Source organism: Ruegeria hyattellae (genome assembly GCF_041537925.1).
Classification (GTDB): domain Bacteria; phylum Pseudomonadota; class Alphaproteobacteria; order Rhodobacterales; family Rhodobacteraceae; genus Ruegeria_C.
The window spans coordinates 86,225-101,650 of sequence record NZ_JBGOSH010000005.1 but is presented as its reverse complement, the minus strand read 5'-3'; the positions used below and the strand labels follow the sequence as shown (position 1 = coordinate 101,650).

Below are 15,426 nucleotides of genomic sequence, written 5' to 3'. Positions count from 1 at the left end.
CGTCAGGGGCGCCAGTTCAGGAAGTTCCCGATCAGGCGCAAACCGGTGGCCTGGCTCTTTTCCGGATGAAACTGCATGCCAATCATCGTGTCGCGCCCAATCACGGCGGTTACCGGGCCACCATATTCGACATGGGCCAGACGCTCTGCCGGGTTGGCGACGCGGACATGATAGGAATGCACGAAATAGGTGTGATCACCGGTATCGATGCCTGCAAAGACCGGGTGGTCGCTGTCGATCACCAGATCGTTCCAGCCCATATGTGGCACTTTCAGCGCCCTGTCCTGCGGCGCGATCTTTACCACGTCGCCTGATACCCAGCCAAGGCCCGCCGTCTCTTCGTATTCGTGGCCGGTGGTGGCCATCAACTGCATGCCGACACAGATGCCCAGAAAGGGCCGCCCGCGTTGTTCGACCGCTTCGACCAGGGCGTCATGGATGCCCTTGTGCCCGCGCAATTCACCCGCGCAGGCGGGGAACGCGCCGTCACCGGGCAGGACCAGACGGTCGGCGCGCGCAACAACATCCGCGTCCGAGGTCACCACGACCTCGCCCGCATCCAGTTCCCGCGCCATGCGCTGAAACGCCTTCTCGGCGGAATGCAGATTGCCCGACTCGTAGTCGATAATGGCTGTCAGCAAGGGTTGGCTCCGTATCGTCAAACTGGTTCCGGTGCTGAGTATCGCAAGCCCCGCACGCTGCCAAGCCGTTCACCTTACATGTAGCACATGATCGAAGACCTGAGGCTCCAACGGCGTGCCATCGGCTTTTGCGGCATGTTCGGCATAGGTTTTGAAACCAGCAGGTACAAGCGTGCCGCGTGTGGCGCAGTCCAGAAAGATGAACTTGCTGTTTTCCGGCGTGAAATCGAACCAGCCCGGGTCGTCGAACGCCCCGGCATAGACGCCCAGCCGATCCGGCCAGCGCTCGAACGTCAAATGGGTTTTGGTGGCACAGGTCTTGCAGAAATGTACATGTATCTCTTTGCCGCTGCCTTCCGAGACATGATCGTAGCGGGCAGGCTCGCCCTGGTTCATGGCAAAGGTTTCGATGTCGAAAATCGGCTCAACGATCCCTTGTGTCCCGGTCGTCCGTTGGCAAAAACGACAAAAACATGCCGTGACCCAAAGCGGTTGTGCGGAAACGGAGAAGCGCAGAGCGCCGCACAGGCACCCGTCGGCTTGATAGGCCATGAAATCCTCGCGATACTTTTTCAAATGACGCGAGGGTAGCACGGTTTCGAATTTACAGTGTGCCTTTGGTCGATGGCACCGCGTCGGCCTTGCGTGGATCGGTCTCGACCGCCACGCGCAACGCGCGGGCCACGGATTTGAACGCGGCCTCGGCGATGTGGTGGCTGTTCAACCCGTGCAGCTGGTCGACATGCAGCGTGATGCCGGCATGAGTGCTGAAGGCCTGAAAGAACTCGCGCACCAACTCGCTGTCGAAATTACCGATCTTTGGGGTCGGCAGATCGACATTCCAGACCAGATAGGGCCGGGCCGAGAGGTCCAGCGCGCAGCGGACCTGCGCGTCATCCATCGGCAGGTGGCATTCGCCATATCGGCGGATGCCCGTCTTATCGCCCAGGGCTTCGGCAAGCGCCTGACCCAGCGCGATGCCGGTATCCTCGACTGTGTGGTGATCGTCGATATGGGTGTCGCCCTTGGCCCGGATCGTCATGTCGATCAGCGAATGGCGCGACAGTTGATCCAGCATGTGGTCAAAGAAGCCCACACCGGTCTGGATGTCGTACCGCCCGGTCCCATCGAGGTCGATTTCGACGGAAATCTCGGTTTCCGCGGTCTTGCGGCTGATCGTAGCGCGGCGCATGGCGAAATCCCCTTTGTTTCGAAGGTGCTTATAGTTCCGCTCGCGCGTGGATTACCAGCCCGGCTGTCACGCACGCGGTGAAGTGTTGCGCCGAAACAGGGGCCGAAACAGGGGATTGCGCGGCGCCACCGCCCGTGACAGCCTGAACCCGGATCAATCGGAAGGCCTCGGCATGTCAACTTGTGTGTTCATCCAGATTCGCTGCAAACCCGGCACCACATACAGGGTGGCCGAAGAGATCGCGCTGCGCGAAATCCACTCCGAACTGTTCTCTACCAGCGGTGAATACGACCTGATGATGAAGCTCTATATCCCGCAGGGCGAGGATGTCGGCAAGTTCATCAACGAACGCCTGCTCGATATTGACGGGATCGAGCGGTCTTTGACCACGATCACCTTCAACGCGTTCTGAAACGCCGGCGACGCTACCGGGGGCGAAGCAGTTCCGAAGTGCGTTTAAGTTGGAGCGGGCGAGGCGATTCGAACGCCCGACCCTAACCTTGGCAAGGTTATGCTCTACCCCTGAGCTACGCCCGCATCCATTTGGCCAATCGGCCTGGGGTCTCAACTGGAGCGGGCGAGGCGATTCGAACGCCCGACCCTAACCTTGGCAAGGTTATGCTCTACCCCTGAGCTACGCCCGCCCGGTTGAGTGAGGAGGGAGATATAAAGTCCAGTCAGTCCCTGCAAGGGGAAAATGGTTGGTGCGGAAACTTTTTGCCGGTGCGCCACTCAGCGTCAACATTAGAGCGCGAGGGCGAGGTTTGTCAGCGCCGCGAGCAGGATCGCGGCAAAGGTCAACAGCATGCCGATCTGGCGCAGGATGAGAATCGGCCGGGCCCGCCCGAACCCATAGGCATGCAGCACCCGGCCCACCAACAGCGACAGGCCCAGCAGGTGCAGGTACCAATGCGCCGCACCTTGCCATTCCGCCATCAGCAGCAGGAGCAGGGCAAAAGGCGCGTATTCGGCGCAGTTGCCATGCGCCCGCATCGCCTTCATCAGGTCATCGTGGCCACCATGACCCATCGAGATGCGCTGCCGTCTGCGCCCGACGATCACATTGGCGCTGAGCGCCACAAAGAGAATGGCGATGAGAGATGCGTAAATAGGTGTGATGAAAATCATGCGGTCTGCCCCGGTCTGTTCAAACCGACCCAGCGCTAACCGAAGTCAGCGCAGGGTCGCACAGCAGATAGCACGTTATTCCAGTTCAACCAGCAGGTCTTTTGCGTCGATCTGGCCGCCGGGCTGGATGTGCAGCGCGGTGACCACCGCGTCGCGTTCGGCGTGGATTCCGGTCTCCATTTTCATTGCCTCGATGGTCAGCAACAGGTCGCCTTCGCTGACCTTCTGACCTGTCTGCACCGCAACGCTGGCCACCACCCCGGGCATCGGCGCGCCGACATGGTTTGTGTTGCCCGGCTCGGCCTTGGGCCGCTGCACGGTTGTGGATTTGACCAGACGGTTCGGCACCCGGATCACGCGCGGCTGGCCATTGAGTTCGAAGAATACCTTGACCTCGCCTTTTTCGTCCGTCTCGCTAACAGCCTGACAGCGAATTTCCAGCGTCTTGCCCGGATCGATCTCGGCGCTTATCTCTTCACCCGGTTCCATACCGTAGAAGAAGGTGCGCGTGGGAAGGGTGCGGACCGGACCATATAGGCGGTGGCGACCCATGTAATCCATGAAGACCTTGGGATACATGAGATACCCGTTCAGGTCCTCGCTATCGACCTTCTTGCCTTCAAGCTCGGTGCTGACCTTGGCGCGTGTCTCTTCCAGATCGACCGGGGCCACGTCCTTGCCGGGGCGCTCGGTATTGGGTTGCTCGCCCTTCAGCACCTTGGACAGGATCGCGTCGGGGAAGCCGCCCGGAGGCTGTCCCAGATTGCCGCGCATCATGTCTATCACTGAGTCGGGGAAGGACACCTCGGTGTCGGGATCTTCGACATCGGTGCGGCTCAGCCCCTGACTAACCATCATCAGCGCCATATCGCCCACCACCTTGGACGAGGGCGTCACCTTGACGATATCGCCGAACATGCGGTTAACGTCGGAATACATCTGCGCTACGTCGTGCCAGCGTTCCTCCAACCCCATCGAGCGCGCCTGCGCCTTGAGGTTGGTGAACTGGCCGCCGGGCATTTCGTGCAAATAGACCTCGGAGGCGGGGGCCTGCAGGCCGCTCTCGAAGGCCGCATACTGCCCGCGCACCGCTTCGAAATAGTCGCTGATCTCGCGGATTGCCTTCACGTCCAGCCCGGTGTCGCGGTCTGTATGGCGCAACGCCTCGACCACAGTGCCCAACGTCGCCTGAGAGGTGTTGCCGCTGAACGCGTCCATGGCGCAATCCACGGCGTCCACACCCGCCTCGGAGGCGGCCAGAATGGTCGCGCTGGCAATGCCGGCGGTGTCGTGGGTGTGGAAGTGTATGGGCAGGCCCACCTCTTCCTTGAGGGCTTTGATCAGCACCCGCGCGGCGGCGGGTTTCAAGAGCCCGGCCATGTCTTTCAGACCCAGCACATGCGCGCCCGCATCGCGCAGCGACTGGCCCATGGAGACATAGTATTTCAGGTCATACTTGGCGCGATCAGGGTCGAGGATATCACCAGTGTAACAGACGGTGCCTTCGCAGATCTTGTTGTTCTCGACCACTGCGTCCATCGCGACGCGCATATTCTCAACCCAGTTCAGGCTGTCGAATACGCGGAAGACGTCGATATTCTTTGCCGCTTCCTTGACGAATTCCTGCACCACATTGTCGGGGTAGTTGGTGTAGCCGACACCGTTCGCCCCGCGCAGCAGCATCTGGGTCATCAGATTCGGCATCGCCTCGCGCAAATCGCGCAACCGCTGCCACGGGCATTCCTGCAAGAAGCGATAGGCCACGTCGAAGGTCGCGCCCCCCCAACATTCCACCGAGAAGAGCTGCGGCAGGTTCGCGGCATAGCTGGGCGCGACCTTGATCATGTCGATCGAGCGCATTCGTGTGGCCAGCAGCGACTGGTGCCCGTCGCGCATGGTGGTGTCGGTGATCAGAAGTTGCCGCTGCGCCTTCATCCAGTCGGCGACGGCCTGCGGGCCCTTTTGCTCCAGCAGGTTGCGGGTGCCCATCATCGGCTCGGCCTTTTTGACCGGTGCCACGGCAGGTTTCAGATCGGCGCGCGGTTCGGGCCGATCCTTGGTTTCGGGATGCCCGTTCACCGTGATATCGGCGATATAGGTCAGAACCTTGGTGCCCCGGTCGCGGCGCTGCTTGAAGCTGAACAGCTCGGGCGTCTCGTCGATGAACTTGGTGGTGTATTCATTCGACAGGAAGGTGGGGTGCTTCAGCAGGTTCTCGACAAAGGCGATATTGGTGCTCACACCGCGAATACGGAACTCGCGCAGCGCCCGGTCCATCCGCGCGATGGCCTTTTCCGGGGTCTGGGCCGAGGCGGTGATCTTGGTCAGCAGCGAATCGTAGTAGCGCGTGATCACGCCTCCTGCATAAGCCGTGCCGCCATCGAGACGGATGCCCATGCCGGTGGCCGAGCGGTAGGCGGTGATGCGGCCATAGTCGGGGATGAAATTGTTCAGCGGGTCCTCGGTAGTGATCCGCGTCTGTAGCGCATGGCCGGTCAGTTGCACATCGTCTTGGCTGGGTTTGCCGGTGGCCTCGGCAATGGTTTTGCCCTCGGCGATCAGGATCTGCGACTGCACGATATCGATACCGGTCACTTCTTCGGTGACGGTATGTTCGACCTGCACGCGCGGGTTGACCTCGATGAAGTAGAATTTGCCGTTGGCCATATCCATCAGGAATTCGACCGTACCGGCGCATTCATAATTCACATGCTTGCAGATCTTGTAGCCAAGTTCGCAAATCTCGGCGCGCTGGTCGTCCGAAAGATACGGGGCAGGGGCGCGTTCCACCACTTTCTGGTTGCGGCGCTGGACCGAGCAGTCGCGTTCATAAAGGTGATACATGCCACCATGCTTGTCACCAAGGATCTGCACCTCGACATGGCGCGCGCGGGTGATCATCTTTTCCAGATAGCCCTCGCCATTGCCAAAGGCTGCCTCTGCCTCGCGGCGCCCTTCCAGAACCTTCTCTTCCAGCTCGTCCTCGCCAAAGATCGGGCGCATCCCGCGTCCGCCGCCGCCCCACGATGCTTTCAGCATCAAGGGATAGCCGACCTCACCCGCCTCGGCGCGGATCGCGTCCATGTCGTCACCCAGCACTTCAGTGGCCGGGATCACCGGTACACCGGCCTCGACGGCGACACGCCGGGCACTGGCCTTGTCACCGAGCGCGCGCATGGTTTCGGCCTTGGGCCCGATGAAGGTGATGCCGTTCTTGGTGCAGGCGTCCACGAAATCGGGGTTCTCGGACAGAAGGCCATAGCCGGGATGGATCGCATCCGCACCACATTCCTTGGCCACGCGAATGATCTCGTCAATCGAGAGATACGCGGCGACCGGTCCCATGCCTTCGCCAATCCGATAGGCTTCATCCGCCTTGAAGCGGTGCAGGCCCAGCTTGTCCTCCTCGGCGTAAATGGCGACAGTTTTCTTGCCCATCTCGTTGGCGGCGCGCATCACGCGGATGGCAATTTCGCCCCGGTTGGCAATGAGGATTTTCTTGAAGTCAGTCATTGGAGGTCCCGCATCAGTATCGGTTGGCCGTCTTTTAGAAGTGTCGTAGCGTCAAGTATATTGGGAGTTCTGGGTAGAAACGGCATTTTGTTGTCGGCAAACGGCTAAGTTCCGCCGTAAGGCTGAATTACGGCGGTGCAACCGTTCGCAAGGGAATGGGCGCGGGCAAATCGCTCAGCGACCTTGCCCCCAGCTGCCCCAAATTCGCTTCCATATCGCACTTTAGAATATCAATCACGTGATCGGGGCCGGTGGCGCCCAAGGCAGCCACGCCATAGTGAAAGGCGCGGGCAAGCATCACAAAATCCGCGCCACTTGCAAGGGCGCGCAAGATGTCCAGCCCGCCCTCGACACCGCTGTCGAATATGAGCGGCAGCGATGTCGCGGCGCGGATCGCTGGCAATATCTCCAACGCACCCGGCGCGCCGTCGAACTGCCGCCCGCCATGGGTCGAGACCCAGAGCGCATCAACGCCCGCCCGCTCCAGCGGTTCCGCGTCCTCTGCTCGCAGCACGCCCTTGACGATGAATGGACCGTCCCAATGGTCGCGCAACCACTTTAGATACTCCATATCCGGCGAAGCCCGCAGCAGATATCCGATATGCGCGGTTGGGGGCAGGTTCTGCTGCCCTGAAATATACTTGTCCAATGTGCGCATGCGCGGCGTGCCCCCGCGCGCCATGGCCATCGCCCAGGCTGGTCGCTGCGCAACCTGCGCCAGCAGGCGCGGCGTCAGGCGGGGCGGGTGGGTCAGACCGGATCGGGTCTGCCTCTCGCGGCGCGAGGCCACCGGCACATCCACTGTCAGCACTAGGACCGAGAACCCCGCCTGTCTGATCCGGTTCAAGAGATCCAGCCGGATCTCGGGGTCTTTCGGTGGGTAGAGCTGAAACCACGCCTCGGGCCCGATATGGGGGGCCATGTCCTCGGGGTTTTGGCTGGCGACGGTGGATAGGACATAAGGAAGGCCTGCCTCCGCAGCGCTCTGCGCCAGCATCTGTTCTGCCCCATGCCAGACCAGACCGGACATGCCGACAGGGGCGATGCCGAAGGGCAGGGGATAGTCGCGATCCAGAAACCGGGTGGTCAGATTGAAACTCATCGGCCCTTTCAGAATATGCGGCAGAAAGCCGATCTGGTCCAGCGCCTGACGGTCTCGGGCTTTGCCGCATTCGGCCCCGGTGCCGCTGTCGAGATACTCCCAGACGAATTTCGGCAGGCGCCGTCGCGCCCTGTTCTTTAGATCAGCAATGCCGGGATAGGTGCTGTGCAAATCCATGCGCGGCATTTACGCTGCGTCGCGGCGAAAAGTCCAGACTTATCCTGTCAGGGGATAGCTGCTATGCAAACCGGTTGGTTTCTGGGAACATAGCGCGAACGTCTCTTTAACTTTTTTCCGGATCACGATAGGGTCGCCGCATGAGCAGTTTCGACGAAATGGACGCCTTTGAGGGCGCCTCGCTTTCGGCCCGCGCCATGGGTGCGCGCCCGACACCCTATCTTGACGATCTGAACCCGGCGCAGCGGGATGCGGTCGAATTGCTGGACGGCCCGGTGCTGATGCTTGCGGGGGCAGGCACCGGCAAAACCAAGGCGCTGACCACCCGGATCGTGCATCTGCTGAATACCGGAACCGCCCGTCCCAACGAGATTCTGGCGGTGACCTTCACCAACAAGGCCGCCCGCGAAATGAAAGAGCGGGTGGGGCGCATGCTGGGCCAACCCGCCGAGGGAATGCCGTGGCTGGGCACCTTCCACGCCATCTGCGTGAAGCTGCTGCGCCGTCACGCGGAACTGGTGAACCTAAAATCGAACTTCACCATCCTCGACAGCGACGATCAACTGCGCCTGCTCAAGCAGTTGGTGCGAGCCGCAAGTATCGACGACAAACGCTGGCCCGCCCGGATGCTGGCGGGCATCATCGACGACTGGAAGAATCGTGCGCTGACCCCCGAAAAGGTGCCCGGGGCCGATGCCGGCGCCTATAACCACAAGGGGGTGGAATTCTACACGCAATACCAGACCCGCCTTCGCGAGCTGAACGCGGTCGATTTCGGCGATCTGCTCTTGCATATGGTCACCATCTTCCAGACCCATGAGGACGTGCTGCAGCAATACCAGCGCTGGTTCCGTTACATCCTCGTGGACGAGTATCAGGACACAAATGTCGCACAGTACATGTGGCTGCGGCTGCTGGCCGGGGCGCACAAGAACATCTGTTGCGTCGGCGATGACGACCAGTCGATCTATGGTTGGCGCGGGGCGGAAGTGGGCAACATCCTGCGGTTCGAAAAGGATTTTTCCGGCGCCCATGTGGTGCGGCTAGAGCAGAATTATCGCTCGACCCCGCATATTCTGGCAGCAGCCTCGAACGTGATCCGTGGCAATCAGGGGCGGTTGGGCAAAGAGCTGTGGACCGAGGCTGTCGAGGGTGAGAAAGTCCGCCTGATCGGTCATTGGGATGGCGAGGAAGAGGCGCGCTGGATCGGCGAGGAAATCGACGCGATGCAGGGCGGCACCCGTGGCGCGCGGCCCATGAGCCTGGACGAAATGGCCATCCTCGTCCGCGCCTCGCACCAGATGCGCGCCTTCGAGGACCGGTTCCTGACCATCGGGCTGCCTTACAAGGTGATCGGCGGGCCGCGATTCTACGAGCGGATGGAGATTCGCGATGCCATGGCCTATTTCCGGCTGGTCGTCAGCCCCGAGGATGATCTGGCCTTCGAGCGGATCGTGAACACGCCCAAGCGCGGCCTGGGCGACAAGGCGCAGCAGACCATTCAGCTGACGGCGCGCGCGAACGGTGTGTCATTGGTCGAAGGCGCGCGGCTTGCGGTCGAACAGGGCGCGATCAAGGGCAAGGGCGGCGGTGCGCTGCGGGAACTGGTTGAGGGGCTGGCCCGCTGGGGCCGGATGGCGGGTGACAAGGGCTTGACCCATATGGAGCTGGCCGAGATCGTGCTGGACGAATCCGGCTATACCGGCTTCTGGCAGAACGACAAGACGCCCGAGGCGCCGGGTCGGTTGGAAAACCTCAAGGAACTGATCAAGGCGTTGGAAGGGTTCGAGAATCTGCAAGGGTTCCTCGAACATGTCAGCCTGATCATGGATAACGAGCAAAACGACGGCGGGGCCAAGGTCTCGATCATGACGCTGCACGCGGCCAAGGGTCTGGAATTTCCCGCCGTGTTCCTGCCGGGATGGGAGGACGGGCTGTTCCCGTCGCAGCGCAGCATGGACGAATCGGGGATCAAGGGCCTCGAAGAGGAACGGCGGCTGGCATATGTGGGCATCACCCGCGCCGAAGAGGTCTGCACGATCTCGTTTGCCGCGAATCGTCGGGTTTTCGGCCAATGGCAGAATTCGATGCCGTCGCGGTTTATTGACGAGTTGCCCGAGGATCATGTCGAGGTTCTGACGCCTCCGGGTCTTTATGGCGGCTCGGGCGGCGGGTTCAGCGCACAGGGGATCGAGACCCGCGCGGCCGAGGCCAATGTCTATAACTCACCGGGCTGGAAACGCCTGCAGGCGCGGCAGGGTCAATATGGCATGTCGCAACCGAAAGAAAGCCGCAATACCGTGATCGACATGGATGCGGTGGCCAGCTTCACCCTGGGCGAGCGGGTATTCCACCAGAAATTCGGCTATGGCGCGGTAATCGGCATCGAGGGCGACAAGGTCGAGGTCGAGTTCGAAAAGGCCGGACTGAAGAAAGTTGTCGCCCGCTTCCTCAACGCCAGCGACGACGTGCCTTTCTAAAGGCCCATTAGAATCCATACTCCAAAAACAGAAAACGGCGACACCAGGGAGGAGGGTGCCGCCGTTCTCTTGCAGCACCCGACCTAGGGAGGAGGAGAAGGCCAGATGCGTCAGGTTCCGGGTTGCCCCGGTATTGGTGCAACGGCGACGCCCAGGGAGGAGGTGGGGCGCCGCCGCTCTTGCGACACCGAAGCAAGGGAGGAGAAGCTCCGGTGTGTCCGATCCGGCATCAAGGCCGGTATTTTCGCGACGGCGTCAGGGAGGAGGAGATGCCGTCGCTGTTTTCAGGCCCTCAGGGAGGAGGAGAAAGCGCTGAAAAGTCTATGTTTTGCGCCTCAGGCGGCGCGGTTGTCGTAGGTCGCTTCCATGGCGACCCGGCGGATCATGCTGCGGTTGATGCCGAGATCGGCCAGATCCCGGTCGGACAGGTCCGACAGTTCGCTGACTGTCTGGCGGTAAAGCCGGTAATTCGCGAAGCGCGCCTTCAGCGCTTCCAGACCTGCATAAAAGCCGGAGATTTCGAGGCCGTTCGTGGCGGTAAAGTCGTTTGTAGCTGCCATCTTATTGGTCCAGATCTTGTTTCGGTGCGCCAGGATTGTCCCGCGCTGTTGAGGCTGAACATAGGTAATTGCTGCAGATGCACAATAACTTGTGCCGTCAATGCCGCTATGCAGAAAATGCATGGATTGTGTATTGAAATCATGTAGTTCGAAATTTCACCTATTTTTATTGGCGTTAGCGCTTTGCTAGCGATTGGGAGCGCAAACCTCACGAAAACGTGTGCGATTACCTTTTGGGCTATCCGTCAGTGCGTTGGCTGACTCTTGGGCGAAATGAGAGTCGTGTTCCCTTTCCGCGTCCTGAGAAGTTCAGAGCTTTTTGTTTACTGCATTCATACCAACCGTAAGAATCTGAGTACGTTGAGGGCGGCGTGGGAAATCATGGGCGGGATTTAGTACTCGTTCTCCAGAGTGTCACAATGCGTCGCTCTGCCCCTCTCACTTGTGTCGATTCATGCCCAAGCCATGGAACAAAAGGGGAATATAAAATCTTGATGTGAGGGCTTGGTGTGAAAACGTAAAAGACTGGGATTTTATGGGACAACCGTGGTGACTAATTGACGACTATATATGGTGGCAGAATTAAAGATGTTTACCATATTTGGCAAAACTGGAATATCTACACCCATTTTTGTGTGTTGTTTTGACCGCTTGCGGAATTCGACGTGGCTTCTTTTAAAAATTTCCTGTTGATTTCCATGAATTCCCATGTCATCCCTTGTTCATCCGATGAGGACGAGGCGACAAGGGGCACCAAACGACCCCGCTAAAAAACAAACGGTTTCATACAGGCATCTCGCTTTCATCAGACCAAAGAGATCCGGCGCGCGGGCGAGCAGACATCCCCCCCCAGGTGCGCGCGCAGTCGGACTTCCCGCAAAGCGGGCCAATGCGGCGGGTTGATCAGTGGCAGCAGATCAACCCGCCGTTTCTAGTTTCCGGGGGCGGAAAAGTTTTGGTGGGGCGCTAGCGAAAGGGACAGTCAGCTTGGCGCGCATGTTTAGAGGCGAAAGCCACCATAAGGTGGACAGCAAGGGCAGGGTCTCGATCCCGGCCTCGTTTCGCCGTGTTCTGGAGGCGGGCGATCCCAACTGGCAATCCGGCAGCAATCCCGAACTGGTCATCGTCTATGGCGATCACCGTCGCAACTTTCTTGAATGCTATACGATGGAAGCCATCGAAGAGGTCGATGCAAAGATCGCCCAGCTTCCGCGCGGCTCGATGGAACGCAAGCTGTTGCAGCGCCTGTTCCACGGACAGTCCTTTCCTACCAATGTGGACGAGACCGGGCGCCTGGTGCTGCCTGCAAAGCTGCGCAAGAAAATCGACCTCGAAGATGAGGCCTTCTTCTTCGCCACAGGTGACACGTTCCAGATCTGGAAGCCCGAGACCTATGAGGTCGATGAGTTGGGCAAGGTCGAGGATTTCATGGACGATCTGCCGGACGATTTTGATCCGATGCAGTTCCTGGATGGCGCCGGGGGCGCGTGACGGCATGGCTGCCGCGCGCAAGGTCCTAAACGATCCCCACATTCCCGTCCTGCTCCACCCGCTGTTGCAAGCGGTTGCCCCGGTGTCCGGCACTTGGCTGGACGGCACATTTGGCGCTGGGGGCTATACCCGCGGCTTGCTGGAAGCCGGGGCCGACCGCGTGATCGCCGTCGACCGCGACCCGCTGGCTTTTGATATGGCTGCGGATTGGGCGGCAGATTATGGCGACCGATTGGTAATGCAGCGTGGCGTCTTCTCGCGCATGGATGAGTATGCGCAGGACCTGGATGGCGTGGTGCTGGATTTGGGCGTGTCCTCAATGCAGCTTGATCTGGCCGAGCGCGGGTTCTCTTTCATGAAGGACGGCCCGCTCGACATGCGCATGAGTCAGGAGGGCGAAAGCGCCGCTGATCTGGTCAACACCGCCACCGAGGCCGAGCTCGCCGATATCCTGTTCCATTATGGTGAAGAACGCGCCAGCCGCCGCATCGCCAAGGCGATTGTCAGAGCGCGCGCCGAGGCCCCGTTCGAGACCACGCTGCAATTGACCAGCGTGATCGAACGCTGCCTGCCGCGCCCGAAGCCGGGCCAGTCCCACCCTGCGACCCGCAGCTTTCAGGCGTTGCGCATTGCGGTGAACGCGGAATATGACGAGCTGTTCCAGGGGTTGATGGCCGCCGAACGGGCCTTGAGGCTGCGCGGCAAGTTGGCGGTCGTGACCTTTCATTCCATCGAGGACCGGATGGTCAAACGCTTCCTGCAGGCCCGCGCCGGACGCACCGGGCGCGCCAATCGCTACGCGCCCGAGCAGGCGCAGGAACAACCACAATTCGACCTCAAGACGCGCAAGGCTATTGGGCCTGATCCGCAAGAGCTTGAGGAAAACCCGCGGTCAAGGTCGGCAAAGCTGCGGGTGGCGGTGCGCACGGATGCGCCTGCCGGGGGGATCGATGCCAAAAGCATCGGTATGCCGCAATTGAGGGGGGCAAGATGAGAAGCGTGATTTACGTGCTCACCGCCTTGGCCGTGTTTGGCCTTGCGCTCTGGGCCTATCAAGAAAACTACAAGACCCAGCAGGTGCTGAAAGAGACGCAGACGTTGCAGCGTCAGATCGGCGCCGCGCAGGTGCGGCTGAGCGTGCTGCGCGCCGAATGGGCCTATCTGAACCGCCCTGACCGGCTGCGCGAACTGGCGGATCTGAATTTCGACCGGTTGGGCCTTTTGCCCCTGCGTCCCGACCAGTTCGGCAAGGTTGACCAGGTCGCCTATCCGCGCCCGCCCGAACCCGAGATCACCATCAACAACGCCATTGATGTGCGTGCCATCCTTGAGGAGCAGTTCCCATGACCCGCACGCCCCTGCGACCGCTGGCTCGTGTGCTCGAAGCCCGGGCCAAGGGCCAGAACCCGGCGGTCATCGAACGCGAGAACATCCGCAAACGGCATGAAGAGATGCGCGACCGTACCCGTGCCCGCGCCGAGGGCCGCCTGCTGGTTCTTGCAGCGTTCTTTTTCTGCGCCTTTGGCATCGTGGGCACTCGCATGGGGGTGATGGCCACCGCAGAGCCGCGCGAACCGATTGCCAGCGCCTCGGGCGCGTCGATTGCCACCCAGCGCGGTGACATTGTCGACCGGCAAGGGCGCATTCTGGCGACCAATTTCGAGACCCATTCGCTGTATGCCCAGCCGCCGCTTATGGTAGACCCGATGGCCGCCGCAGATGGGCTCGTGCAGATATTTCCCGACCTCGACAAGGATCGGCTGGTCACGGATTTCACCGGCAAGCGCAAGTTCCTGTGGATCAAGAAACGCATCTCGCCGGAACAGAAACAGGCGGTGCATGACCTGGGTGATCCCGGTCTGCTGTTTGGGCCCCGCGAAATGCGGCTTTATCCCAATGGTCAACTGGCCGCGCATGTTCTGGGCGGAGCGGGTTTCGGCAAGGAAGGTGTCAGCGCCGCCGAAGTGATCGGTGTGGCCGGGGTCGAGAAAAAGTTCGACACTTACCTGCGTGACCCGGCCAACGGTGCCAAGCCGCTGCAACTGTCGCTGGACCTGACCGTGCAGGCAGCGGTCGAGAGGGTGCTTTACGGCGGCATGAAGATCATGAACGCCAAGGGCGCCTCGGCCGTGCTGATGGATGTGCATACCGGCGAGGTGATCTCGGCTGCCTCACTGCCCTCCTTCGATCCAAATGATCGCCCGCGACCGCCCACATCCGGGTTCGATCCCTCGGATAGCCCGCTGTTCAACCGCTATGTGCAGGGAGTGTATGAGCTGGGCTCGGTCTACAAGATCTTCACGGCCGCGCAGGCGGTTGATCTGGGGCTAGTGAATTCCAATAGCATCATCGATACGTCGGGTCCGATGCGGATCGGGCGGTTCCCGATTGGTGAGTTCCAGGGCAAGAATTACGGCAAGTTGAGCGTGGCGGACATCATCGTCAAAAGCTCGAACCGGGGCACAGGGCGGCTGGCGATTCAGATCGGTGGCAAGCGGCAGCAGCAATTCCTCGACGGGTTGGGTATGTTCGACCCGACACCCTTCGAGATTGTCGAGGCCGCAGGCGGCAAGCCGCTTCTGCCCAAGAAGTGGGGTGAACTCAGCACCGTCACCATCTCGTATGGTCACGGGCTGTCGACCAGCCCGATGCATCTGGCTGCGGGTTATGCCGCGATTGCCAATGGCGGCAATTATGTCAGCCCGACGATCCTGAAAAAAACTGGCGCGCAGTACGGGCCGCGCGTGATGTCGAACAATGCCGCGGAACAGGCCCGCGCGATGCTGCGCAAGGTGGTGACCAGCGGTACCGCCAGCTTTGGCGAGGTTCCGGGTTATGAGGTAGGCGGCAAGACCGGCACCGCCGACAAGCCCAAACCGCGCGGCGGTTATTACGACAAGAAAGTGATCGCCACCTTCGCCTCGATCTTCCCGATGAGCGATCCGAAATACGTGCTGGTGGTGACATTGGACGAGCCCTCGATCCTGGCTTACGGCGAAAAGCGCCGCACAGCGGGCTGGACCGCCGTGCCGGTGGCGGCTGAGCTGATCGGGCGCGTGGCCCCACTGCTGGGTCTGCGACCAAAGGTTGAGCCCGTCGATCCCGCTGCTATAAGGCTGACCGCAAACTGATCGGTAAAATA

Annotated in this window: 13 protein-coding genes and 2 tRNA genes; 6 read left to right on the top strand and 9 right to left on the bottom strand. The window is 60.7% G+C overall.

Annotated elements, in window-relative coordinates; genetic code table 11:
• Positions 1–2: 2 nt before the first annotated feature.
• From hisH to hisB, 3 genes are all read right to left on the bottom strand, one after another.
• Complete coding sequence (gene hisH / locus AB1E33_RS13800) at positions 3–641, bottom strand: imidazole glycerol phosphate synthase subunit HisH (RefSeq protein WP_372577857.1); 639 nt, start codon at positions 639–641, stop codon at positions 3–5.
• A 69-nt stretch (positions 642–710) separates the two neighbouring features.
• Positions 711–1,193: a GFA family protein gene (locus tag AB1E33_RS13795; RefSeq protein ID WP_372577856.1), complete on the bottom strand. Its 483-nt coding sequence runs from the start codon at positions 1,191–1,193 to the stop codon at positions 711–713.
• A gap of 52 nt (positions 1,194–1,245) precedes the next feature.
• A complete protein-coding gene (gene hisB / locus AB1E33_RS13790; RefSeq protein WP_372577855.1) occupies positions 1,246–1,833 on the bottom strand; it encodes an imidazoleglycerol-phosphate dehydratase HisB in 588 nt (195 codons plus the stop codon).
• 172 nt (positions 1,834–2,005) lie between these two features.
• Here hisB and AB1E33_RS13785 point away from each other — a divergent pair, with 172 nt between their 5' ends.
• Complete coding sequence (locus tag AB1E33_RS13785) at positions 2,006–2,245, top strand: Lrp/AsnC family transcriptional regulator (protein WP_372578166.1); 240 nt, start codon at positions 2,006–2,008, stop codon at positions 2,243–2,245.
• A gap of 50 nt (positions 2,246–2,295) precedes the next feature.
• On the opposite strand, the gene AB1E33_RS13780 is transcribed toward AB1E33_RS13785, so the two are convergent.
• The 5 genes from AB1E33_RS13780 to AB1E33_RS13760 form a co-directional block, all read right to left on the bottom strand.
• A tRNA-Gly gene (locus AB1E33_RS13780) sits at positions 2,296–2,370 on the bottom strand.
• A gap of 32 nt (positions 2,371–2,402) precedes the next feature.
• Positions 2,403–2,477: transfer RNA gene (locus tag AB1E33_RS13775), tRNA-Gly, on the bottom strand.
• 100 nt (positions 2,478–2,577) lie between these two features.
• Positions 2,578–2,961, bottom strand: a complete 384-nt coding sequence (locus tag AB1E33_RS13770) for an MAPEG family protein (RefSeq protein WP_372577854.1) — start codon at positions 2,959–2,961, stop codon at positions 2,578–2,580.
• Positions 2,962–3,036: 75 nt separating this feature from the next.
• Positions 3,037–6,474, bottom strand: a complete 3,438-nt coding sequence (locus tag AB1E33_RS13765; RefSeq protein WP_372577853.1) for a pyruvate carboxylase — start codon at positions 6,472–6,474, stop codon at positions 3,037–3,039.
• A 127-nt stretch (positions 6,475–6,601) separates the two neighbouring features.
• Entirely contained in the window at positions 6,602–7,762 is a 1,161-nt protein-coding gene (locus AB1E33_RS13760) for an alpha-hydroxy acid oxidase (RefSeq protein WP_372577852.1), read from the bottom strand.
• Between the two features lie 131 nt (positions 7,763–7,893).
• On the opposite strand from AB1E33_RS13760, the gene AB1E33_RS13755 reads away from it, so the two are divergent.
• Positions 7,894–10,233 (top strand): ATP-dependent helicase, encoded by a 2,340-nt coding sequence (locus AB1E33_RS13755; protein WP_372577851.1) that lies wholly within the window; start codon positions 7,894–7,896, stop codon positions 10,231–10,233.
• 335 nt (positions 10,234–10,568) lie between these two features.
• On the opposite strand, the gene AB1E33_RS13750 is transcribed toward AB1E33_RS13755, so the two are convergent.
• Positions 10,569–10,793: a DUF1127 domain-containing protein gene (locus AB1E33_RS13750; protein ID WP_372577850.1), complete on the bottom strand. Its 225-nt coding sequence runs from the start codon at positions 10,791–10,793 to the stop codon at positions 10,569–10,571.
• 987 nt (positions 10,794–11,780) lie between these two features.
• On the opposite strand from AB1E33_RS13750, the gene mraZ reads away from it, so the two are divergent.
• From mraZ to AB1E33_RS13730, 4 genes are read left to right on the top strand one after another with little or no spacing between them, the layout of a single operon-like run.
• Positions 11,781–12,284, top strand: a complete 504-nt coding sequence (gene mraZ, locus AB1E33_RS13745; RefSeq protein ID WP_372577849.1) for a division/cell wall cluster transcriptional repressor MraZ — start codon at positions 11,781–11,783, stop codon at positions 12,282–12,284.
• Positions 12,265–13,278, top strand: a complete 1,014-nt coding sequence (gene rsmH, locus AB1E33_RS13740; RefSeq protein ID WP_372577848.1) for a 16S rRNA (cytosine(1402)-N(4))-methyltransferase RsmH — start codon at positions 12,265–12,267, stop codon at positions 13,276–13,278. Before mraZ ends, rsmH begins: the two co-directional genes overlap by 20 nt.
• Positions 13,275–13,631, top strand: a complete 357-nt coding sequence (gene ftsL, locus AB1E33_RS13735) for a cell division protein FtsL (protein ID WP_372577847.1) — start codon at positions 13,275–13,277, stop codon at positions 13,629–13,631. The genes rsmH and ftsL overlap by 4 nt, the downstream gene beginning before the upstream one ends.
• Positions 13,628–15,415 (top strand): peptidoglycan D,D-transpeptidase FtsI family protein, encoded by a 1,788-nt coding sequence (locus tag AB1E33_RS13730; RefSeq protein ID WP_372577846.1) that lies wholly within the window; start codon positions 13,628–13,630, stop codon positions 15,413–15,415. Before ftsL ends, AB1E33_RS13730 begins: the two co-directional genes overlap by 4 nt.
• The last annotated feature ends 11 nt before the right edge of the window (positions 15,416–15,426 follow it).